At 55.6% G+C, this 22891-nt stretch carries 21 protein-coding genes and 1 pseudogene; 18 read left to right on the top strand and 4 right to left on the bottom strand.

The genetic code is table 11. The features are described from left to right. Nucleotides 1-248: pseudogene (locus PEH01S_RS35075) on the bottom strand (hypothetical protein); the annotation flags it as partial. A gap of 172 nt (nt 249-420) precedes the next feature. Here PEH01S_RS35075 and PEH01S_RS30575 point away from each other — a divergent pair. The 11 genes from PEH01S_RS30575 to PEH01S_RS30525 all read left to right on the top strand — a co-directional run bounded on the left by PEH01S_RS30575 (nt 421) and on the right by PEH01S_RS30525 (nt 10295). Next, nucleotides 421-3582: a S8 family serine peptidase gene (locus PEH01S_RS30575; RefSeq protein WP_164828092.1), complete on the top strand. Its 3162-nt coding sequence runs from the start codon at nt 421-423 to the stop codon at nt 3580-3582. A 262-nt stretch (nt 3583-3844) separates the two neighbouring features. Then, nucleotides 3845-4282, top strand: a complete 438-nt coding sequence (locus PEH01S_RS30570; protein ID WP_025852521.1) for a GNAT family N-acetyltransferase — start codon at nt 3845-3847, stop codon at nt 4280-4282. A 190-nt stretch (nt 4283-4472) separates the two neighbouring features. Next, nucleotides 4473-5024 (top strand): DUF402 domain-containing protein, encoded by a 552-nt coding sequence (locus PEH01S_RS30565; RefSeq protein ID WP_025852523.1) that lies wholly within the window; start codon nt 4473-4475, stop codon nt 5022-5024. Nucleotides 5025-5027: 3 nt separating this feature from the next. Further along, nucleotides 5028-5624 carry a signal peptidase I gene (gene lepB / locus PEH01S_RS30560; RefSeq protein WP_025852524.1) on the top strand — a complete coding sequence of 199 codons (597 nt, stop codon included), beginning with the start codon at nt 5028-5030 and terminating at the stop codon, nt 5622-5624. After that, complete coding sequence (queG, locus tag PEH01S_RS30555; RefSeq protein WP_127489936.1) at nt 5624-6874, top strand: tRNA epoxyqueuosine(34) reductase QueG; 1251 nt, start codon at nt 5624-5626, stop codon at nt 6872-6874. Before lepB ends, queG begins: the two co-directional genes overlap by 1 nt. Further along, nucleotides 6855-7388: a methylated-DNA--[protein]-cysteine S-methyltransferase gene (locus PEH01S_RS30550; protein WP_025852526.1), complete on the top strand. Its 534-nt coding sequence runs from the start codon at nt 6855-6857 to the stop codon at nt 7386-7388. The genes queG and PEH01S_RS30550 overlap by 20 nt, the downstream gene beginning before the upstream one ends. Beyond that, a complete protein-coding gene (locus PEH01S_RS30545; protein ID WP_025852527.1) occupies nt 7385-8413 on the top strand; it encodes an HD-GYP domain-containing protein in 1029 nt (342 codons plus the stop codon). The genes PEH01S_RS30550 and PEH01S_RS30545 overlap by 4 nt, the downstream gene beginning before the upstream one ends. A gap of 82 nt (nt 8414-8495) precedes the next feature. After that, on the top strand, nt 8496-8711 hold the full coding sequence (locus tag PEH01S_RS30540; protein ID WP_025852528.1) for a YneF family protein: 216 nt from the start codon (nt 8496-8498) through the stop codon (nt 8709-8711). Between the two features lie 77 nt (nt 8712-8788). Next, nucleotides 8789-9379 (top strand): GTP cyclohydrolase I FolE, encoded by a 591-nt coding sequence (gene folE / locus PEH01S_RS30535; protein ID WP_025852530.1) that lies wholly within the window; start codon nt 8789-8791, stop codon nt 9377-9379. A gap of 62 nt (nt 9380-9441) precedes the next feature. Next, a complete protein-coding gene (locus PEH01S_RS30530) occupies nt 9442-9825 on the top strand; it encodes a DMT family transporter (protein ID WP_025852531.1) in 384 nt (127 codons plus the stop codon). A 26-nt stretch (nt 9826-9851) separates the two neighbouring features. Further along, nucleotides 9852-10295, top strand: a complete 444-nt coding sequence (locus PEH01S_RS30525; RefSeq protein ID WP_127489934.1) for a DUF5360 family protein — start codon at nt 9852-9854, stop codon at nt 10293-10295. A gap of 56 nt (nt 10296-10351) precedes the next feature. Here the strand turns inward: PEH01S_RS30525 and PEH01S_RS30520 are convergent, their stop codons facing one another. Continuing rightward, the gene (locus tag PEH01S_RS30520) at nt 10352-11593 is read right to left on the bottom strand and encodes a Fe-Mn family superoxide dismutase (protein ID WP_025852533.1); all 1242 of its coding nucleotides are present in this window, start codon (nt 11591-11593) and stop codon (nt 10352-10354) included. Between the two features lie 99 nt (nt 11594-11692). After that, nucleotides 11693-12715, bottom strand: a complete 1023-nt coding sequence (locus tag PEH01S_RS30515; protein ID WP_025852534.1) for an alpha/beta hydrolase — start codon at nt 12713-12715, stop codon at nt 11693-11695. A 374-nt stretch (nt 12716-13089) separates the two neighbouring features. On the opposite strand from PEH01S_RS30515, the gene PEH01S_RS30510 reads away from it, so the two are divergent. Next, nucleotides 13090-13836 (top strand): IclR family transcriptional regulator, encoded by a 747-nt coding sequence (locus PEH01S_RS30510; protein ID WP_025852535.1) that lies wholly within the window; start codon nt 13090-13092, stop codon nt 13834-13836. Between the two features lie 87 nt (nt 13837-13923). Here the strand turns inward: PEH01S_RS30510 and acnA are convergent, their stop codons facing one another. Further along, nucleotides 13924-16629, bottom strand: a complete 2706-nt coding sequence (acnA, locus tag PEH01S_RS30505) for an aconitate hydratase AcnA (protein ID WP_025852536.1) — start codon at nt 16627-16629, stop codon at nt 13924-13926. Between the two features lie 234 nt (nt 16630-16863). Here acnA and PEH01S_RS30500 point away from each other — a divergent pair, with 234 nt between their 5' ends. The 6 genes from PEH01S_RS30500 (at nt 16864) to PEH01S_RS30475 (ending at nt 22632) form a co-directional block, all read left to right on the top strand. Then, complete coding sequence (locus PEH01S_RS30500) at nt 16864-17886, top strand: amidase domain-containing protein (RefSeq protein ID WP_127489932.1); 1023 nt, start codon at nt 16864-16866, stop codon at nt 17884-17886. Between the two features lie 118 nt (nt 17887-18004). After that, nucleotides 18005-19132 (top strand): D-alanine--D-alanine ligase, encoded by a 1128-nt coding sequence (locus PEH01S_RS30495; RefSeq protein ID WP_025852539.1) that lies wholly within the window; start codon nt 18005-18007, stop codon nt 19130-19132. 93 nt (nt 19133-19225) lie between these two features. Next, nucleotides 19226-19543: a hypothetical protein gene (locus tag PEH01S_RS30490; RefSeq protein WP_025852540.1), complete on the top strand. Its 318-nt coding sequence runs from the start codon at nt 19226-19228 to the stop codon at nt 19541-19543. 135 nt (nt 19544-19678) lie between these two features. Then, a complete protein-coding gene (uvsE, locus tag PEH01S_RS30485; RefSeq protein WP_025852541.1) occupies nt 19679-20671 on the top strand; it encodes a UV DNA damage repair endonuclease UvsE in 993 nt (330 codons plus the stop codon). A 105-nt stretch (nt 20672-20776) separates the two neighbouring features. Next, the gene (gene fabI, locus PEH01S_RS30480) at nt 20777-21544 is read left to right on the top strand and encodes an enoyl-ACP reductase FabI (protein ID WP_127489940.1); all 768 of its coding nucleotides are present in this window, start codon (nt 20777-20779) and stop codon (nt 21542-21544) included. Between the two features lie 227 nt (nt 21545-21771). Beyond that, nucleotides 21772-22632: an inositol monophosphatase family protein gene (locus PEH01S_RS30475; RefSeq protein WP_127489930.1), complete on the top strand. Its 861-nt coding sequence runs from the start codon at nt 21772-21774 to the stop codon at nt 22630-22632. The last annotated feature ends 259 nt before the right edge of the window (nt 22633-22891 follow it).

Raw genomic sequence — 22891 nt, 5'->3', positions numbered from 1 at the left:
GCACCGGCCGCCGCACCGGCTGCGGCTCCGATGCCGGCTGCGGCGCCGGCCGCAGCTCCCGTGCCTGTCGCGGCAGTGGGCGGATTTGTTCCGCCTTGAGGCGGGGACGGCTGCAGCGGGGCTTTCGCAGCCGGAGGCGAGGAGCATCCGGCGCTTGCAGCCAGGGCGGCCGCCACAAAGAGGCTGATCAGCTTCTTATTTCCCGTTGCCGATGTAGCGTTCGGATTGGAGGGCTCATGCTTCTTCATCTTGATTCGCTCCCATTCTAAGGAAATTACCAATTAATACGAAACGGTTACATCTATGTTTCGGCAAAATTCGCAATCTTTCATTGCCAGAGCATTTTGCCGCGTCATATACTAGAGTGGTAAGTTTTAGTAGAGTTGTCAACTGGGAGATGGCTGGGGGGAGCAAATGCGGATGAAGAAGAAGCGATGGCTTCACGTAACGTTAGCGACGGCAATGCTGCTGTCGCCTTTTTTGGGTTGGAGTTCGGGAAAAGCGCAGGCAGCGGAGGGGAACAAGGATGCACGGTCCTCGTTTTCACCATTTTCAATGCCGTTGTTCCCCGCAACTCAGCCGGCCAACGTGGTTTCCGGAAAAGTATGGGTGAAATACAAGGAGCAGGCGGGGAGCGAGGGCTCTGCCGGACTGCTTGCTGCCGTGGATTCGGATTCGTTCGTCGAAATGCCGCTGGCGCCGGGAGAGAACGTGCTTTCCGCTGTCGAGCGCTATAAACAGGACCCTGCCGTGGCGGCAGCCGAGCCCGAATATTTGCTGCAATACGCAGATCCGGCCGTTACGGAGGTGCCGGGTCAGGTCGCAGGCGGAAGCGGTTCAACGACCGTGACCTCCTCCATCTATCAACCGAATGACCCTTATTATGTGAACGGCAGCCAGTGGGGGCTCAGTGTAACCGAGATGACCTATGCCTGGGAGCGCGTGCAGGACAGGTTTTCGATCCGTATCGCGATCGTCGATTCGGGAGTGAATCCGCACCATCCGGATCTCGCCGGGAGCTTGGAAGCGGGCTATAATGCGCTTGACGAAGGCCAGCCTCCTGTCGACGATTCGGGACACGGTACGATGGTCGCCGGGATCGCAGCAGCCGTAACCAATAACGGCATCGGCATAGCCGGAGCGGCCGGCGGCGCAAGGATCGTTCCGGTGAAGGTAGGGAAGAAAGACGCCAATAACAAAGACTATATTCCGAGCAGCGCCGTAGCCCAAGGCATCCGATGGGCGGCGGACAACAAGGTAGACGTGATCAACATCAGCCTGGGGATGCCGCAAAACAGCCAAATGCTGAAAGAAGCTGTCGATTACGCCCTGGCCCGGAATGTGGTTATTGTCGCAGCGGCCGGCAACGAGAGCAACCATTGGCTGTTCGGCGCGCCTGCCGATTTTCCGACCCGTCAGGATAACGGCTACAGGAAATTTGCCTGGACCGTCTACCCGGCGCGCTACGAGGGCGTCGTTTCCGTAGGCTCGGTTACCCGCGTGGCGAACAATACGTTGACGATTTCCGATTTTTCCAATATTGGAAAAATAACAACGGTTGCGCAGGGAACCGGCGTGTACTCGACGGCGCTGTCCGGAGGCTATGCCAGCGGTGCCGGGACCTCTTATTCGTCCCCGATGGTGGCGGGACTGGCCGCTTTGCTCAAAGCTCAAAATAAAAACTTGAGCTCGCAGGACGTGCATCATATTTTGTATGACAGCAGCCAAAAGCTGGATGTACCGCCGATATCGGGATATTATTTGGGGACATATTACTTTCCGAAGCATCAAGATTATTACGGCGGAGGGCTGATGAACGGCAAGCGGGCTTTTACCATGCCGCGTCTCCGTATGACGGCAGCGCCGGAGCCGGACGGGCGGCACGCCAACGTGACGGTAAGGGCGGAGGACGATAAAGGGACCCCGCTTCGGGGCCTGTCCTCCGAAATTACAGTGACGGTGAATCACGAGGATCGTTATAAACAGAACAAAACCGTTTCTTTGGTCAAAGGGGAATGGAGCGGTCCGGTCGAGCTTTCCGTGACCGACGACGTTTACGAAATTACGATCCAGGCCAACGATGCGCCCGGCAGCAGTAATGAATTCATCGAATCCGGCGCGGCAAGATTCTCGAAGCTTCCGGATCGGCCGAAAGCCTCGATCGGTTCGGGAACTTACACCGGTCCCCAAACCGTAACGTTATCTTCGGCGACACCGGGAGCCCGAATCTATATTTCGTACGATGGAATGAATTCCTACGAATACGCGGGGCCTTTAACGATCAACTCCGATACAACGTTTTATGCCGCTGCGATGAAAAACGGCGTTTGGAGTGAGACCGCCGAGTACTCTTATATCATCCAGCCGACTCCTGCCGGCGGCGGAGGTGGAGGGGGCAGCGCGGGGTGCTGCGCCGGAGGAGGAGGCGGTGGCGGCTGGGGCGGTGCCCCTGCAGCTTCCGGCGACGGCAAAAGCGAATCCGGCTCCGTTCTGAGCGTGAAGCCGGACAAGGCAAAGCTGCTGGAGCAGCTTGCCGCTGCCAAAGGAGCGCCGGTAACGATCGACGCCAGCTCCCGATCCGGCCACGCCTTGAAGCAGATTATCGTGGAACTGCCGGGCGAGGTATGGCTTAAAGCGGCAGAAGCCGGATCGGCCTTCGTCGTTCGCTCCGACCAAGCGTCGCTCACCATTCCGCCGGACGCTTTTGCCGTGGAGAGCGCAGCGACCCCGGTTAAGCTAACCGTCACCCTGTCGCAGGAGGCTCCCGGCAAGCCGGCTTATGCGGGACTCGCTTCTCCGGTGTTCGATTTCACGCTTCAGGCGGGCGACCGGACGATCCAAGCGTTCGACAAGAGCGTGACGGCGCTGCTGCGGTACGACTCTGCCAAGATCGGCGATGCCGCCAAGACGGGAATTTACGTTTATAACGCTCCGGCCGGACGCTGGGAGTATGTCGGCGGCAAGGCGGAGAACGGGGCGATTCAAGTCCGGTTGAGCCACTTCTCGTCCTATGCCGTGATGGAATGGAACCGGACGTTTGACGATATAGCGGGTCATTGGGCCAAAGCGGCCATCGAACGGATGGCGGCCAGGCAGATCGCCGACGGCATGACGGAGACGGCCTTCGCGCCGGAGGCGGCCATGACGCGGGCTCAGTTCGCCGCGCTGCTTGCGCGGACGCTGAAGCTGCCGTCCGGCGCCAAGGAGCTGCCGTTCAAGGACGTGCCGCACGATGCGTGGTATCGCGATGCGTTGGCCCAAGCGCTGGAAGCCAAGCTTGTGAGCGGGGTCGGCGACACGGCGTTCGCCCCGGAAGCGCCGGTCACCCGCGAGCAAATGGCCCACATGCTGATGAACGCGGACGCTTATGTCCGCGGGGCCGAGTCCCAATCGCCAACGGACGCACTTGCATTCACGGACCGCGAGGCGGTCAGCGATTGGGCCAAGGAGTCGGTAGGGCGGGCGGCCGGATTAGGCTTGCTGGAAGGCAACCCGGACGGCTCCTTCGAGCCGAAGCGACAAGCGACGCGAGCCCAGGCCGTGACGGTTCTGTACCGGCTTTTGAACCATATGGAGAAATAACGCCCCGTGATCAGACCGCAGGAAAAGCTCCCAGAAGGCATTGGATGCCGGAGGGAGCTTTTTCGCCGTTGACCGAAATGCACGCTTTGTGAAAAGTAGACAATAAATGGCCAAAACCTTTGTAAACGCTTAAAATTAAGCGCTTTCAGGAGGATTTGAAAAAATATGAAGATTTTTTATCGATTTTTTGATATTTAGCAGGAATATTGCGTTATTTGTCGTATTTTATTATCTACCATATGAGTGGCGGGGAGAGTTTAACATGCTTGTAAGTTCGTATCTGGTTCGTACGTTTAAATTGTCCGATTACGTTTCAGTCACGGAGCTTTTCAGGAATGTGCTTTCAGAGGAATGTTACGAGGAGACGATGTCGGCTTTCGCCAGACAGTTGTCCTGGGACAGCGAGCTCGTCCTTGTTGCGGAGGACGAAGGCGCGATCGTCGGGGTCATCGTCGGAACGATCGATAACCAGGACGGCTACTACTATCGTATTGCCGTCGAGCAGGATCATCAGCGCAGAGGAATCGGCCAGACCTTGATCGAGTCCCTTCGCCAACGCTTTGTGGGACGCAAAGTGCGCCGCATTATGGTTACCATCGATGCGCACAACGAAGTGGTCATTCCCGTATACGAGAAAGCCGGGTATCAGGCGGAAGATTTTTCCCGGTTCCCGCAGCGGCTCAGCATTGTGAACGGCTGACATCAGAACGAATCAATGTTACGACGAATCATGCAGGCATACCCGGAGCCCCTCGGCTTCCCGGCTATGCTTTTTTTGTTTGTTCGAAGATTACGGCTCTTGAAAGCGGTGCAACATAAGTTTATGCTAGTAGCAAGAGAAAGAAGCACGCCAGTCAGTTGAAAACAGCAGACAGAAGGGTTTGGACCACATGGAGACGTTTACCCCGCATGTCATCAAAAGCTTTAAACACGATGGGCACTTACATCGCATGTGGCTTGAAAATTGGTTGGTGCCGGAGCGTCTGCTGCATGAATCCCATCGGGCGGAGTCCATGCTGGTGCTGATTAACAGCCAGACGAAAATTGTCGAGGCGGACGGCAAAGAATGGGTCAGCCGCATACCCGGGGTGTCTTTTTTTATCCCGGGACAGTGGTTTAATGTGGTTGCGCTGATCGAGGAAGCCGGCGTCCGGTACTACTGCAACGTCGCTTCCCCGCCGTATGTGAACGGACGCGTCATTACCTATATCGATTACGATCTGGATGTGATTCGCATGCCGGCAGGCGACGTGCACGTCGTTGACCGGGAAGAATACGAGCGGCACAAGCTCGCCTATCATTATTCCGCCGTCGTGGAGAGCAAGGTCGAGCAGGGCCTGCAGCATTTGCTGGAGCGCGTAAAGGGCGCTGGAGCGCCGTTTCGGGACGAGCTGGTCCTATCCTATTATGAGCAGTGGAGAGAACGCGGAGCGGAGGGTTAGGATGTGAGCTTTTCTTTGAGCAACAACGAAAGCGAACGGACCGAAAGCCCGGCGGAACCCCCGGTTGATTCCAATCCTTTACGGGAGCTGCTGGGCTGGATGAAGTGGTTCGCGTTCGCGGTGGCCTTGGTCGTGCTCATGCATCAATTCGTGTTTCATTTGTCCACAGTCAAAGGAGAATCTATGCAGCCTACGCTGGAAGAGGGCGAATGGTTGTTTATCAATAAAACGATCCGATATGCCGGCACGCCCCCCAAGCGCGGAGACGTCGTTGTCATCCAGGAGCCGCCGGGAAGCGAATCCATGCATCCTTTTTTGGTGAAGCGGGTGGTAGCGGTGGCCGGGGACGAGGTGCATATCCGGGGCGGCAAGCTTTATGTCAACGGAAGCGAGGCGGAGGAAGCGTACACGGATTCCAACATCGAGGACGGACGCTTCGAGCCTTATACGGTTGCCGAAGGCCACCTGTTTGTCATGGGGGACAACCGACACCGGTACGCCAGCTACGATAGCCGCACCTTCGGCGCCATTCCGATCACCCGGGTCGTCGGACGGGCGGAATGGATCGTATGGCCGCCGCAAAAGTGGAGGAGCCTGTAATGGAAAAAGAAGACAGCAGGGCGGGAACGGAGTCGCGGAGCGAAGGTTTGGCGGCAGCGGAAGAGCTGCAGCCAGCGGACTGGAGACAGCTCAAGCAGCAGCTGCAAGCGGATGCGGCGAAGCTGGGCATTGACAAGATTGGATTTGCGAGCGCCGACCCGTTCGTCGAATTGAAGGATATTTTAATCCGGCACCGTGAGAAAGGGTTCGAATCCGGCTTCGAGGAGCCGGATATCGAGAAGCGTGTGGACCCGGCGCTGACGCTGGCGGAACCACGGTCCATTATTTCGATCGCGGTCGCGTATCCGTCGAAGCTGAAAGATGCGCCGCGGTCCGAGCCGGGTGCGTACCGGGGCATTTTGTCCCGTTCCGCCTGGGGCCAGGACTACCATCATGTGCTGCGCAACCGGCTTGCAAGGCTGGAAGACTGGATACGCGAACGGGTGCCCGGAGCGCGTACGGCGAGTCTGGTCGATACCGGAGCGCTTGTCGACCGGGCGGTGGCCGAACGGGCCGGGATCGGCTGGGTCGGCAAAAATTGCTCCGTCATTACCCCGGAATGGGGGTCTTGGGTTTACCTCGGCGAATTGATCACGAACGTGCCTTTTCCGCCGGATACGCCCGTGACCGAGAGCTGCGGCGATTGTACGCTTTGCATCGACGCCTGTCCGACCGGAGCGCTCGTCGGCCCGGGGCAGCTTAACGCGCAGCGCTGCGTGTCGTTCCTCACGCAGACGAAAGGGCTTATCGAGGATGACGAGCTGAAGCGCAAGATCGGCAACCGGCTTTACGGCTGCGATACATGCCAGATCGTCTGTCCCAAAAATAAAGGCATTCACGCCGGGCACCATCCGGAGCTGCAGCCGGACCCCAAGGTGGTCAAGCCGCTGCTGCTGCCACTGCTGTCGATGTCGAACCGCGAGTTCAAAGAGCGGTTCGGCCACAGTGCCGCCGCTTGGCGGGGCCGCAAGCCGATCCAGCGCAACGCGATCCTCGCGCTGGGCAACTTCCGGGACGCAAGCAGCGTGCCGCAGCTCGCGGAGCTGCTGCGGAAGGACGAGCGTCCCGAGATTCGCGGCACCGCCGCCTGGGCGCTTGGCCGCATCGGAGGGGAGACGGCGCGCGAGGCGCTGGACGCCGCTTGGGAGACGGAGCGGGACGAGGCCGCCCGCCGGGAGATCGGCAAAGCGCGCGCGCAATTTACGGGAGAGCGACAGGGGGAAGAGCAGGATGGCGATCCGATACGATGAAATCGATTCACCGATCGGCGTGTTGACGCTCGGTTGGAACGCGGAGAAACAGGGTGGCTTGTGTCAGATCGAATTCGGCGCGTTCGCCGATGTCGAGCCGAAGCTTCGCGCTTGGTCCAGCCAACGATACGGTACGGACGATTGGATAAGGGACCCCGGAGCGCTATCCGAGGCGGCCGGTCAGCTGCAGGCTTATTTTGCCGGTACGAGACGGACGTTCGACCTGCCTCTGGATTTGCGCGGCACGCCGTTTCAAATTGGGGTATGGAAGGCGTTGACCGCTATTCCGTTCGGGGAGGTCTGGTCGTATAAAGACGTCGCGGTGCGGATCGGTTCGCCTAAAGCGGTGCGCGCCGTAGGGGGAGCGAACAACCGCAATCCGATCCCGATTGTTGTACCATGTCACCGTGTGATCGGCGCAAGCGGCGCGATGGTCGGCTACGGCGGCGGACTGCACATTAAAACGTTTTTGCTTCAGCATGAAGGCTTTTCGGGGAAAGGGGCCCTAGCGTGAGATACGTGCATATCGAGAACGTCGAGTCCGGGCAATATTTGGGACGGACGATATTTTCCGCTAACGGGGCGGTGCTGCTTTCCGAAGGGGTGCAGCTAACCGTCTTCATGATCACGACGCTGAAGCGGATCGGCGTGACGATGATTTATATTAAAGACCAGCAGTTTGACGATATCGAGCTGGCCGACCTTGTCTCGGAGGAGACGAAGCGGGCCGTGATGCAGCGGATGGGAGAGACGTTCGATTCAATCCGGTCCGGGAAAGATTTCAACACGAAGCACATCGGGGTAAGCATCGATACGCTGCTGGACGAAATTATGCGAAACAAAGAAGTGCTGGTGCAATTGTCGGATATCCGGACGCACGATAACGAAATGTACGTGCATGCGATCAACGTTTGCATGATGTCGACGCTGATCGGCATCAATATGGGGCTGTCGACGACGCAACTGAAGGAGCTGGCGGTCGGCGCGCTGCTGCACGATGTCGGCAAGCTTGAGCTTGTGACGGACGATGAAAGCGGCGATCCGAGAAAGCATCATACGTGGCGCGGCTTTGAAGTATTGAAGCATAAGCGGGAGCTTAGCTTGCTGATTGCGCACGTCGCTTTTCAACATCACGAGACGATGGACGGAAAAGGCATGCCGCGTCAGCTGCCGGGCGATGAAATTCATCTGTACGCGCGCATCGTTGCCGTGGCGGACACGTATGACAACCTGCTGTTCGATTTGTCCGAAGGCCGGCGGATGCTGCCGCACGATGCGTGCGAACGCATGATGGTGCTGGCGGGCGAGAAGCTCGACCGGGAGATCGTGATCCAGTTTTTGCGTACGGTGTCGGTTTATCCGACAGGCACGTCGGTTAAGCTGTCCACCCGGGAAACCGGCGTTGTGGTCGGTCAGCACCGGGGCCTGCCGGGCCGGCCTGTCATCCGTGTGGTCAAGGGCGGCGGGGACGATATGGAGGTCAAGGAGATCGATCTCGCCAAGCAGACGACCGTATTTATCGAGAGCGTCCTGATGTAGAGGAAAATTGGTGTTTGTAACCGAGGCCTTGACATGCTATGATGAAGAAATGACATCCATCGTTTGAGGTGAAGGTACGATTATGTGGGGTTACGTCATTACCGCGGTTATCGCCCTCATTGCCGGAGGCGCGGCCGGTTTTTTTATCGGCGTGCAGTACTTGCGCAAGCAGATTGAAAAAATGCAGAGCAATCCGGAAATGCTGCAGCAGATGGCCAAGCAAATGGGGTATAACTTGAACAAGCAGCAGATGCAAAAAATGCAATCCATGATGAAAAAGCAAAAGTTTCGTCCGTAAGCCCGAAAAGCCTGGTCGCGGGCTTTTCTTTCTATATTGGAACGGAAACTCCGGACGAATTCAGGAGGAGGATCACCATGCCGGCCAAAGAGTACAGAAACAGCCGTGTTGCCGACAACCGGGAACAGGTCGAGTATCATATCCGGGAGATTTTGCGCCTGATCGGCGAAGATCCGGACCGGGAAGGTCTGCTTGACACACCTGCGCGGGTAACCCGCATGTATGAAGAAATTTTTGCAGGCTATGACGCAGACGTGAAGGATATTTTAGGCGTTGCCTTCGACGAGAAGCATGAGGAGCTCGTCATTGTGAAGGATATCGTCTACTACAGCCAGTGCGAGCATCATATGGCGCCGTTTTTTGGCAAAATCCATATCGGATACATTCCGAGCGGCAAAATTGCCGGGCTCAGCAAGTTCGCCCGTTTGGTTGAGGCGGTCACCCGCCGCCTCCAAGTGCAGGAGCGGATTACGTCGGAAATTGCCGACATCATCGAGTCGGAGCTTGAGCCGCACGGCTGTATGGTCGTCGTCGAGGGCGAGCATTTGTGCATGTGCGCACGCGGCGTCAAGAAGCCGGGCAGCAAAACCGTGAGCTCCGCCGTTCGCGGACTGTTCCGAACGGATGCGGCTGCCCGCTCGGAGTTTTTATCGCTAATTAAAGAGTAGGGACGGAGGATGCGGGGAGCCTGCGTCCTTTTTCTTTCACACACGTAAAAGGGGATGCGCAGATGTATTGGTTATATTTAGGGGCTGCAATTGCCCTCGAAATCGCCGGAACGATTTCGATGAAATTTTCGCAAGGTTTTACACGGCTGACGCCTTCGATCCTCATGGTCGTTTTTTACTTGCTTGCGTTTACGGCGCTCAATTTCTCGCTGAAGCAGATTGACGTGAGCGTAGCGTACGCGATATGGTCCGGTCTGGGAACGGCGGTCATTGCGGTGATCGGGTATTTGTATTTTAACGAGTCCATGTCGCTGTTAAAAGCCGGTTCTATCGTCCTGATCATCCTCGGCGTCATCGGCTTGAACTTGAGCGGAGGGGCTCACGGGAGCCCGGCCGGTGCTCAAGCGGAAAGCACCCCTGCGTCAAAGCACCAGGCACAGGATTGAATAGACAGGGTGAAAGGGGAAATACAATGCGGCTTAAGGCACTAAGAGTGTTATTTTGGATCACGGATATCGGGTTTTTGGTATATTGGGGAATTACCGCCCTGAAGCTGATTCCGCCGGAATTATTGTATAACGATTACACCAACCCGATTCTCGTGGCGTGGAATTGGTCGTTTATGCCTATTGATCTGTTCATCTCTCTTACAGGTCTGTACAGCCTGTATCTGCATAGAAAAGGCCGGGGCGCATGGATCGGCTGGTCGCTGGTCTCGCTTATTTTAACCTTCAGCTCCGGACTGCTGGCCATTTCATTCTGGGCCGTTCGCGGCGAATTCGATCCGGCGTGGTGGACGCCTAATCTCTATTTGATGCTGTATCCGCTGATCTTCATTCCCTGGCTCATCTCGATGCTTGGTTCCGGTAAACAAGACCGAGCCGCTTCCGTCACGGGACAAGCCCTTCGACAATAAATGACCACCCATAGATGCAGCAAATCCCCGGACCTGTCGGCCGGGGATCATTTATTTTAGTAAGGCAGCCACATCAAACGACGGGCAGCCGCAAACCGTTCGTTTACGTGGTCCCAGTTCACTGTGTTCCACCAAGCTTCAATGTACTTGGCCCTTTCATTCTTGTATTTGAGGTAATACGAGTGCTCCCATACATCCAGCACGAGGAGCGGGATGACATCCCATTGCGACAGGTTCTGATGCTTCTCCGCCTGTAAAATTTCCAGCCGATGGCTGCGCGGGCCCCAGACCAGAATAGCCCAGCCGCCGCCTTCTACCTTCTCCGCCGCTGCGCTGAATTGCTTCCGAAACCCTTCGTATGAGCCGAACGATTTTTTTATCTCCGCCGCGATCGGTCCTGTCGCTTTTCCGCCGCCGCCCGGTTTCATCACATTCCAGAAAATCGTATGGAGGTAATGCCCGGCTCCGTGGAACGCCGCTTCCCTTTCCCAATGCGTAACCAGCGAAAAATCGCCCGTTTCCCTCGAGCGCGCAAGCATGCTTTCGGCTTTGTTTAACCCGTCCACATAGCTTTTGTGGTGCTTGTCATGATGGAGCCGCATCGTTTCCGCATCGATATATGGCTCAAGCGCATTGTAAGCATAGGGGAGAGGCGGCAGCTTGTGGCCTCCGATCGGTACGGGCCTGGCATAGGGGGATGGGGGCCGTTCCCCGGACCACGTCCCTTCCTGAGTCGCCGTTAGCTGATTCAAATCGACGGGATGCGATTCGCTTTCGCTGCGCCATAAGTGAATGTGCGCTTGCTCCTCATCCGGAGCGCGGGTCTGGGTCGATGGATCCGCTTCTTCCTCGGCCCGAAACTCTTCATATCCTTCCGGCGTGTTTTGGACCGCATGCAGAACGCCCAGGAAATATTCGGATTCGCGTATGATGTGCATGAATACGGTTTGGACGACCGGATTTGCCCGAACCGGCCGGCTTCGTTCCAGAATGAGAAACAACTGCCGGATAAATTCCTGCGACTGGGCAATGGAGGCGTAGAGGAGTTCGTTAACTTTATCGATGATATATGGACCGACCGGGGGCTTGGTCCGGAGCACGGCTTCGATCCACTGCTGGCTGGCGGCTTCCGTCTGCGCAAGCACGCCTTCCCATTGCTGCAGCAGTGCGGCATACTCCGGCTCGAGCTTCGGCACCAGCTCGCGGATGACGACCGTATGTTCTCTCTCCTGCATTTTCCAAAACCGAATCTCCTCCAACACCCTGAGCGGCATCAGGGAACCGTAAACGTACAGCATAAGCAAAAACCTCCCCGTCGTTCTGCTTCATCCGGCTTTCGCGGTCGGACGCTACAGGAACATTGTATTCAGGGAGGGGTACAGCTATGTTATATTTGTCTAACGGGCTTTGTTATACTTCAAGGGCTGTGCCGGAGCGGAGGACAACGTACGCAGGAAGCCGGTCGTCATCTGCAGATAGCTTTTGCTGTGAGCACGGTAGATCAGCTCGTGTCCGTCGTTCTCCAGCAGCCATAGCGCGGAGCCGGAGTCCGCTTTTTGCTTTTGGAAGATGCCTTCCGCCATTTCGTACGGGGCCCGTAGATCCTTCTTGCCATGGATGAAGAAGATCGGCATCGAATACTGTGTCTCTTTCACTTTGTCATAAGGCACCTGGTTCAAGCTGACGCCATTGATAAGCGGGAAAAACATATGCACAAGGCTCTGGGAAAACTTCGGCAAATTCGCCGCCTGCTTCATGTTATGGTACAAGGTGTCCGGTTCGAGCACGAACGTGCTGTCCAGAATCATGCCATCGATGTCTTTCGTCTGCAGCGCGGCCTGCAGAGCTGTTCCGGCTCCCATGGAGAAGCCCCAGACGAATACTTTTTCGGCTCCCCGGTCTTTCGCGTACTGGACGGCGCCGAGCAGCTCTTGCGATTCGCGCAAACCGCCTGTCACGTTCCATTGAGGCTGAACGTAGCCGTAATCGAACATCAGCACATTGTAGCCCATATCGTGGGCCGCCTTAGCCAAATCGTAGATGGGCACCCAGATTTCTTCGCGGTTGCCGCCGTACCCGTGCGAGAACACAACCGTTTGCCGGGAAGCTGTCGTTCCCGCACTCGACGGGATGTACCAGCCGGATAGGTTGGAGGAGGCATTCAGACTTGGGAATTGCACGTCCTCGTAAGCGGCGCCGAAGGCGACGGCGGGATTCGAACGCAGCGGATCGATATGCGGCCGGACCAGCGACCAGGCCACATAAGCGTGAAAGGCCATCGTTAAGCTGAACAGCAGAAGCAGAACGGACAGCAGAGCAAGAAGCAGACCCCGGTGCCTTCTGAGGAAGGTCGTACGTTTGATAGCGCTTTCAACCGTAGTGGTGTTTAAAGGTACGGGTGAATAAGAATTGGTTTCCATGCCAGATCCCTCCCAATGAAACTAAGATGACTGCCTGTAGCGGATGACGATCGGATACGGCCCTGATAATGATTTGAAAACGCCAGCTTTTATCCGAACGATCGGAGGGAAAAACTTGCGATATACAGTTGCGGTCAGATCCGAAAATTCAAGGCTTGTAAGATCCTTATATTTTTATAGTATAGGGAGAATGGCCGGGCGTCAATATTGCGCGAAAAATGTAAACTTTCTGTAATCTTCCTGTAACATCGTTTGTTACAACTATTGGAAACAGAAAATTTAATAAAGAAGGAACGACATTCATATAGGAAAACGCATGGAAATCGGCTATAATAGATTTCAACCAGTGAAACGGATTTTCGGGGAGTGGGAATATGGTCGAAGATGGCAAACTAACCGTTCGCGCCGTCGAACGGGCTCTGGATATATTGCTTTGCTTTACGGAAGCGGAAGATTTGAACCTGACGGAAATTTCTACAAAGGTCGGACTCCATAAAAGCACGGTCCACCGGCTGCTTGCCTCGCTGGAAGGCAAAGGCTTCATCATCCGCGACCCGGCCTCGGAGCGGTATCGCCTCGGCTTTCGCATCTGGGAGCTGAGCGCCAACTTGACGCACAGCGACGACCCCGCGCTGATCGTGCTGCCGGAGATGGAACGGCTGCGCGATCAAGTCGGCGAGACCGTCAGCCTGTACGTGCGCGACGGCATGGAGCGCGTCCGCGTGCAGGCGGTTCAGAGCAACCAGGCAATCCGCCGGGTGGCTCCGATCGGGGCGAGACTGCCTCTGTCCGTCGGCGCGTCGAGCAAGATCCTCGTCGCCTTCGCCGATCCGGACGAGCAGCAGCAGCTGCTGCGCGATCCGTCCTGGCCGACGGCGGTATCTCCAGCTGCTTATTTGCAGCAGCTGGAGGAAGTGAAGACGCTGGGCTACGCTACCAGCGTCGAGGAGCGCGAACCCGGCGCCGCGGCGGTGGCGGCGCCGATCTTCGGCCGCGCCCAGCGGCTGGTTGCCGCTCTCGCGGTGTCGGGGCCGGCGAACCGGCTGACGCTCAAGAAAATGAAGGAGCATGCGCCTGCTTTAATGGAAGCCGCCCGCAGAATGGGCAAGATGCTGAAGTAATCGGCAGAGCTGTTTCATAAAGCACAAAAGGAAGCCCCAAGGCCTCGCGAGGAGGATTGGGGCTTCCTTTTTGTTAAAGGCTTCGTCTTACGCCATAATTTGACGCAGTACGGTTTGCAGGATACCGCCGTTGCGGTAGTAATCGACATCCACGTAGCTGTCCAGTCGGACGATGGCTTCGAAGCTGAAGCTTGAGCCGTCTTCGCGCGTGACGTTGACGGATACTTTTTGACCCGGCTGCACGTCGTTGCTCAGACCTGTGATGTCGAACGTTTCTCTGCCGGTCAAGCCAAGCGATTGCCAGCTTTGGCCTTCGGAGAATTGCAGCGGCAGTACGCCCATGCCGACGAGGTTCGAACGGTGAATCCGCTCGAAGCTTTCCGCGATGACGGCTTTCACGCCGAGCAGGAACGTTCCTTTTGCCGCCCAGTCGCGGGAGCTGCCTGTACCGTATTCTTTACCGGCAATAACGACGAGGTTCGTGCCTTGCTCTTGATACTTCATCGAAGCATCATAGATGGACATGACTTCGCCGGTAGGCAGGTAAGTCGTCACGCCGCCTTCGGTGCCCGGTGCCACTTGGTTGCGGATACGGATGTTCGCAAACGTACCGCGCATCATGACCTCGTGGTTGCCGCGGCGGGAACCGTAGGAGTTGAAGTCTTCTTTCTTCACGCCATGCTCGATCAAGTATTTGCCGGCAGGGCTGTCGGGCTTGATGTTACCTGCAGGCGAGATATGGTCCGTCGTGACGGAGTCGCCGAGCAGGGCAAGCGTCTTGGCTCCGCGGATATCCGCGATATCCGACAGTCCGGCGCCCAGGTTCTCGAAGAACGGCGGGTTCGCGATATAAGTGGAGGTCGGCCATTCGTACAGCTCGCCTTCCGGTACTTGGATCGCGTTGAAGCGCTCGTTGGAGCGGAACACGTTGGCGTATTTTTCACGGTAGAGCGCAGGACTCATCGCGGATTGGATCGCTTCTTGAATCTCCTGCGACGTCGGCCAGATGTCTTTCAGGTAAACCGGCTCGTTCTTGTGATCGTAGCCGATCGGATCGTTTGCCAGATCGATGTTGACCGTACCGGCCAAGGCGTAAGCGACAACCAGCGGCGGAGACGCCAGGTAGTTGGCTTTCACTTGGGCGTGGACGCGGCCTTCGAAGTTCCGGTTACCGGAAAGTACGGCAGCTACGGTCATATCGTTGTCGGCGATCGCCTTGCTGACTTCGTCCGGCAGCGGACCGGAGTTACCGATACACGTTGCGCAGCCGTAGCCGGCGACGTGGAAGCCGAGCGCTTCGAGCGGCTCAAGCAGACCGGCCTTTTTCAGGTAGTCGGTAACGACCAGGGAGCCCGGCGTCAAGCTGCTTTTCACGTAGCCCGGTTTTCTGAGGCCGAGAGCTACCGCCTTTTTCGCAACGAGACCGGCGCCCAGCATAACGCTTGGGTTGGACGTATTGGTACAGGACGTAATCGCTGCGATGACGACCGCACCCGTTCCCATTTTGCTCGTTTCGCCGTTCGGATGCTTTACTTCGACCGTTTCCGCGATTTTCTCGTCGGACAAGCCGTAGCCGCCTTTTTCGATCGGAGTGCGGATGATGCTGTTGAACGATTCCTTCATGTTCGTCAGCTCGACGCGGTCTTGCGGACGCTTCGGACCGGCCAAGCTCGGAACGACCGAACCGAGGTCAAGCTCAAGCGTATCGCTGAACACCGGATCCGGCGTTGCGTCGGTACGGAACATGCCTTGCTCTTTATAGTAAGCTTCCACCAGCGCGATTTGCTCTTCGCTGCGTCCCGTGCCTCTCATGTAGTTCAAGGACTCGGCGTCAACCGGGAAGAAGCCGATCGTTGCGCCGTATTCCGGAGCCATGTTCGCTACCGTCGCACGGTCTGCCAAGCTGATGTTGCTCAGGCCCGGGCCGTAGAATTCGACGAACTTGCCGACAACGCCTTTTTTGCGCAGCATTTGGGTAACGGTCAGCGCGAGGTCGGTCGCCGTAGCGCCTTCTGCCAGCGTGCCGGTCAGCTTGAAGCCGATAACTTCCGGCGTTACGAAATACAGCGGTTGGCCCAGCATGCCTGCTTCGGCCTCGATCCCGCCGACGCCCCAGCCAACGATACCCAGACCGTTGATCATCGTCGTATGGGAGTCCGTACCGACGAGGGAGTCGGGATATACTTCCGTTTCGCCGTCTACGGTTTTCGTTGCTGCCACGGATGCGAGATATTCAAGGTTCACTTGGTGAACGATCCCGGTATCCGGCGGCACGGCGCGGAAATTGTCAAACGCCGTTTGCGCCCAGCGCAGGAAGCGGTAGCGCTCCTCATTGCGTTCGAATTCGATGCGTTCGTTATATTCGCGCGCGTCCGGGGAACCGAAGGCGTCAACCATAACCGAGTGGTCGATAACGAGGTCGACCGGCACAAGCGGGTTGATCCGTTTCGGGTCGCCGCCCGCCCGTTTCATCGTATCTCTCATAGCTGCCAGGTCGACGACAACCGGTACGCCGGTGAAGTCCTGCAGCACGATCCGTGCCGGAATGAACGGAATTTCTTTGTTGGCATCGCGCTCGGAAGCCCAGCCGGCGATTTGTTTAACGTGCTCTGCCGTGATCGCTTTGCCGTCGAATTGACGGATCGCCGCTTCAAGCAGAACTTTAATGGAGAAAGGCAGATTTTGCACATGGCCGTTGCCTTGCGCTTCAAACGCCTGCAGGCTGTAGTAGTTGTACGATTTACCGCCAACGTTCAGCTGCTTGCGGACCGAGAATTGGTCTTTTTTAGACATGGTGCTATTCCTCCTTAGACAAGTAATCAGCTGCATGGATCTTGTTTCATTGTATGAAACTTGATTTCATTATTAGCCATAGCTATAGTATACATGCTGAAAGGCCTTTTCGTAAAGGTTGATTTCGCTCATTTTTATACGGCGGCGCGCATACCATGGGAATGAATGTTTTCTGCCCTGTTGAGACAAATCGATCTAAGCCGTACAGGCTTCCGACGAAAGGGGACCGATGCCGTGTCTTGGAAAACGACCCTCTACGACTATGTACATCATCGCAATCAAATGGACATCGATTATTCCGTGGAACCGATGCTGCCCTTTGTAAAGGATGCCGCCTATTTGAGCGCGCAGACCGAGAGGCTTGCCCGGCGGGCGGATACGGACCGTCAGCGGCAATTCGTACCGACCAAAAGCGAAACCCGGCTTATCGTCGATCAAGCGGTGGAGCGCGGAGACAACATCGTAGCCGACGTCACCCTCAGACGGACGACCGTAGGCGAGATTCGGCAGGTCCTCCACGAAGAGCAGCGGGTCGAACAGGAACGGATCACCCTTTCTCCGGCGTCGGACGGCTGGTCCGTTGTACATATCGAATACCTTCAAACGGAGCAGGCTTTGCGTCTGAAGCCTCCGGCCGCGGGCGGGATCATGCAGGCGGAAGATTCGTTTGCCGCCGTCGGATTAATGCGCGCCCCTTCCGTGCCGTATTTGAATACGCAAATCATCTCCCATTTCCAGCAAGCGGCCGCGCGTATCCCGTATGACCGGCTCGAAGCGGTGCGTTACGCCGATCGGTGGTGGGACCAAACGAACCCGGCTTATCTTGCCTTTGAGGTCAATTGCAGCAATTACGTGTCCCAATGCATCTTTGCAGGCGGAGCGCCTATGAACTATACTGGTAAAAGGGATTCGGGCTGGTGGTACAAAGGCCGGGTCGGCGGCCAGGAGCTCTGGAGCTTCAGTTGGGCTGTAGCCGAAAGTCTCCAGTTCTATTTGCTGACGAGCCGCCGAGGGCTGCGGGCCCAAGAAGTGTCGAATCCGCAGCAGCTCGATTTGGGCGATGTCATCAGTTACGATTGGGACGGCGACGGCCGGTATCAGCATACCACGATTGTGACGGCCAAGGACCCAAGCGGCATGCCGCTTGTCAACGCTCAGACGATCAATAGCAAGCATCGGTACTGGAGCTATACGGATTCCCCGGCTTGGACGAAGCGAACGCGCTACCGATTCCTGCATTTATCCGATTCCTTTTAATTTTTCCGAATTTAACTGTGCCGTAGCTTAGGCTTCGCTTTTCTGCCGTCGGCCATGCACGGAGCCCGCTTTTTCATGATTTTAGACGGTATGGATCAACATTCTTCCGGAGGTTTCTATGAGCGACAAAATACGTGTAGGCTTGATTTACGGCGGCAAATCCGGGGAGCATGAAGTCTCGCTCCAAACGGCACTGGCCGTCATCAAAGCATTTGACTTGGAAAAATACGAGGTGCATCCGTTTTACATAACCAAGCAAGGGGACTGGCATTCGGGACCGCAGCTTACGGCGCCGGCCGAATCGGTCGAAGCGCTTGCGTTCCAAGGCTCGTCCGAATCCTCGGGAGAGTTTGCCCTTCAGCCGTTTTTTGCCGCTCAGTCGGCTACCGACGCGCCGATTAAGGTTTCGGGCGCTTCTGCGTCGTCTGCTCCGCTGGATGTCGTTTTTCCATTGCTGCACGGCACGTTCGGCGAAGACGGCACCATTCAAGGGCTGCTCGAAATGGCGAATGTCGCCTATGTAGGCGCCGGCGTATTGGCTTCGTCCGTAGGCATGGACAAAATCACTATGAAAAAAATATTCGCACAGGAAGGCCTTCCTCAATGCATTTTCCGCCACTTTACGAGAAGTCAATGGGAAAAAGACAACGCCTACTTCCTGATGGAAATTGAAATCTCGATCGGGTACCCCTGCTTCGTCAAGCCGGCCAATCTCGGATCGAGCGTCGGCGTAAGCAAAGCGCGCAACCGCGAAGAGCTGCTAGCCGCTGTAAATCAAGCATTTCGTTATGACCGCAAGGTCATTGTCGAGGAATTCGTGAATGCCCGCGAGGTGGAAGTGGCGGTGCTCGGCAACGACGAACCGCAAGCTTCCGTCGTCGGCGAGATCGTATCTTCGAGCGAGTTTTACGACTACAAAGCCAAATATGTCGATGGCACATCTTCCATGATTATTCCGGCGGAAATTCCGCATGAGACGGCAGAAGAAATCAGGGAGCTCGCTCTTCGGGCTTTCACGGCGATCGACGGTTCGGGCTTGTCCCGGGTCGATTTCTTCCTGCGTAAGGAAGACAATAGAATCTTCATTAATGAAATAAACACCATGCCGGGCTTTACTCCTTACAGCATGTATCCGCTACTGTGGCGCGAGAGCGGCAAGCCATACGGCGAGCTGATCGACGACTTGATTCGTCTTGCGTTGCAGCGTCATGCCGAAAAGCAGCGCTTGGAGTATACCTTGGACTAACCCTCGGGCATTTCAGGTGGAACCCGCCGAGCTTGCTTTTAGCTTCCCGGGTTCGATATGCTTAAGCTACAAACGGCTGAAAGGAGCGAATTCATGGGATTTCAAACCGAGTTCAATTCCGTATGCAAGTTTAAATCCGAGCAAGAGCTGTTCGAGCTGCTGGAGTACGGCCGCGGCAAAATGGTGAAAAGCGGTTTCCGCGTATTTCCCACCGGACAGAAAGTTATCGCCTACACACCGGATAACCAGGCCATTGCCATAGTCAAAATTTTGGCATCCATCGCCGAAATTAATTTTCAGGGCGAAGAAGTGACGCAGGTCGAGATGGAACTGGTTCGCAAGCTGAGCGAGGAAGAAGCGCGCATCCAGACGTCATTGGCTCACGAAATGTTTTTCGGCGAACGGGCGTAGAATGCCGATTCGGCCATAGTATTACGGTGGTTAGACTTTAGAGGGAAGCATCCTTTTCCAGCCTTGGAAGAGGGTGCTTTTTTCTTTCCGGGGACAAGCTATGGAGTAGTTAACTATCGGGAGCGTGATTGTATCATGATCGTTCGTCTTGGCTACGTAGCGATGTCGATGATTGTCAAGAATGCCTCGCCTTCCAAAACGATGACCTATACCAACTTCGCCAAGCTTGAAGACAGGGAGGCGGCGCTGCGCAAGCTGGAGCGGATTGCCGCCGAGAATCTTCACAATACTTTGCGGCTGCTTAAGCATAACCGGGCGCATGACATCGAGCTTTACCGATGCTCTTCCAAGCTGATTCCATTAGTCGGACACGAAATGCTGGACGATTGGGACCCGATGGAGGAGCTGGCGGAATCATTCGCGGAAGTCGGCAGCTATGCCCGGGAGCACCGGATGCGAATCAGCTTTCATCCCGATCACTTTACGGTGTTAAGTACTCCGCGGGAGGAGGTGCTGCGGCATTCTTTCGCCGATCTGGATCGTCACGTTCGCATGCTGGAAGCGATGGGGCTGGATGCGTCGGCCAAGTGCAACATTCATATCGGGGGGACGTACGGCAACAAAAAAACGGCAAGGGAACGGTTCATTCGCAATTTTGATACTTTGGAGGAGCGCATCCGGGAACGGATGACGTTGGAGAACGACGACAAGACGTTTACCGCCCTCGAAACCTTGGAGGTATGCGAGGAGGTTGGCGTTCCGATGGTGCTTGACATTCATCACGACCAAGTGAACCGGAGCGAAGAGACGGCGGAAGAGCTATGGCCGAGAATTCAACGAACATGGCAGGGTCAGAAAGCGCAGTCGGATACCGCAGCTCCTCCGCGCGGCTTGCCGCCCAAAATTCATGTTTCCAGCCCCAAAAGCGAAAAAGATCCCCGCGGCCATGCGGATTTCATCGATACCGGAATTCTCCTGCCATTTTTGCGTGCTATCGCTCCAACAACGCCTCGACTTGATATCATGCTTGAGGCTAAGAGGAAAGACGAAGCGCTGTTTCATCTTATGGAAGCGGTTTGCCGGGAAGAAGGGATTACGGTATTGTCCCAAGCTTCGTTTGAACTGTAATCCCAGCGAAGCCGTACTCTTGAAATCTTCTTTGAAATGAAGTACGTTGAAAAGGGAGAAAGTTGTCCGAGCCCTATTTTATGGATGAGAGGGGAACGAATGGATATGAATTTGATTGCCGGCAAAAACATATTGGTCATGGGGGTCGCTAACGACCGCAGCATTGCCTGGGCCATCGCGCAATCTTTGGCGAGCCACGGCGCAAGACTTGTTTTTACATATGAAAGCGAACGGGTTGAGGAACGGGTTCGGAAGCTGGCCGAAACGATTCCGAATTCCGTCATCCTGCCCTGCAACGTCACTTCGGACGAAGATATCGAGAAACTGGCCGATGCCCTTAAGGAACGGTTTGGCGTCCTGCACGGCATTGTGCACAGTATCGCTTTTGCGCGCACGGAGGAGCTGGAAGGGCTGTTCGTCAATACGTCGAGAGACGGTTTTGCACTAGCCCACGATATTAGCGCTTACTCTCTGGTGGCCGTGGCCCAGAAGCTTTACCCGCTTATGACCGAAGGCGGCAGCATCATGACGATGACTTATTTGGGCGCCGAACGTGCTATGAAAAACTATAATGTCATGGGGATCGCCAAAGCGGCGCTCGAAGCCAGCGTGCGTTATTTGGCGAACGACCTCGGCCAATATAACATCCGTGTCAACGCGATATCGGCCGGTCCGATCCGCACGCTTGCAGCCAAAGGCATCAAAGATTTCAATTCCATTTTGAAAACCGTCGAGGAAAAAGCGCCCCTGCGCCGCACGACCGAAACCGCCGAAGTTGGAGATACGGCTCTTTTCTTAATGAGCCATCTCTCCCGCGGGATTACGGGAGAAGTGATCTATGTCGACGGGGGCTACCATATCGTCGGCGTCTAATACTCTGCATAAAACGCGGCCATCCGTCATATCGGCGGGTGGTTTTCTTGTATAAATTAGCTTATTTGGAAAAATCAAGGTTTTGTCACATTTGCCAGCCTGTTTGGGTGAAACTCCGTAGCATATTTTACGTATATTAACTATACTGATACTATTCGATCTGTTGCCATGTCACTAGGATTGAAAAAAGACTTCTATTTATTGGTATAGAAAAGGAATGATTAGTAATGACCAATTCCAACATCCCCTCCTTTGCTGTCGGCAGCAAAAGCTTTACTGCGGTTGCTATTAATATCGCCTCCAAAGCGGGAGAATGGATTCAAAGCAAACTCGGAGACTTCAACAAGCTGCAAACCAAATATTCAGCCCACGATCTTGTTACTGAAGTTGATAAGGGTGCTGAAACGATGATTCGCAATTTGATACAGACACATTTTCCTCATCACGTTGTTTTAGGCGAGGAGGGGGTCGCTCCGGGTCCGGACGCCTCCAAGCAAGCGTTGGCACAGCTGAGCGACGCCGAGTATTTGTGGATCGTCGATCCGTTGGATGGCACGACGAATTTCGTACACGGCTTTCCCTTCTTCTCCGTATCGCTGGCACTTGCCCATAAAGGCGAGGTCATCGTCGGCGTTGTTTACAATCCCGTTCATAACGAATTGTATGTTGCCGAGAAAGGAAAAGGCGCTTATCTCAAAGGAAAGCGTATGCAAGTTTCTTCCGAAACGAAGCTTATCAATAGTTTGGTTGCCACGGGTTTCCCCGCTGACCGGGCCGGTGCGCTGCCGGTGAACATGCGCGGCGTTCAAACATTAGCTCCTAAAGTAAGAAATATTCGCGTGGCGGGATCTGCGGCTCTCCATATGGCCTATGTAGCTGCAGGTCGATTGAGCGGATTTTGGGAAATCGGATTAAACTCTTGGGATATGGCTGCCGGAGCGCTGCTTATTACCGAGTCGGGCGGAAAAGTTACGGATACGGAGGGCAATCCGTACAGCTTGCATGTCCGCGATGTTCTCGCGACGAACGGCCATATTCACGACGAAATGCAGCGGGAGCTGTCAGCAGCTTCGGCGACCGGAATTTAAAGTAATATTTCTGCCTATAAGATACAAGCCGATATTGGTTTGTATCTTTTTTATGTACAGGGGTTGATTTTCGATTTAAGCCGTGGTATATTAGTCTTCCGGCCATGAGCTGGGGCATCGCAAAAGAGTGCAAGGACAAGCTTTTGAAGAGCTTCGAAAAACTTTTTTAAAAAAGTACTTGCATTACTGGTTGAAGATGTGGTATATTAAAGAGGTCGCTTTCGATGGGTTGTAAAACGAAATCGAAAGATGACAAAGA

Origin of the sequence: Paenibacillus ehimensis NBRC 15659 (genome assembly GCF_004000785.1) — a bacterium.
GTDB lineage: Bacteria > Bacillota > Bacilli > Paenibacillales > NBRC-103111 > Paenibacillus_G > Paenibacillus_G ehimensis.
Note: the sequence above shows the minus strand (reverse complement) of the source record. Positions and strands in the feature narration are given on the sequence as shown.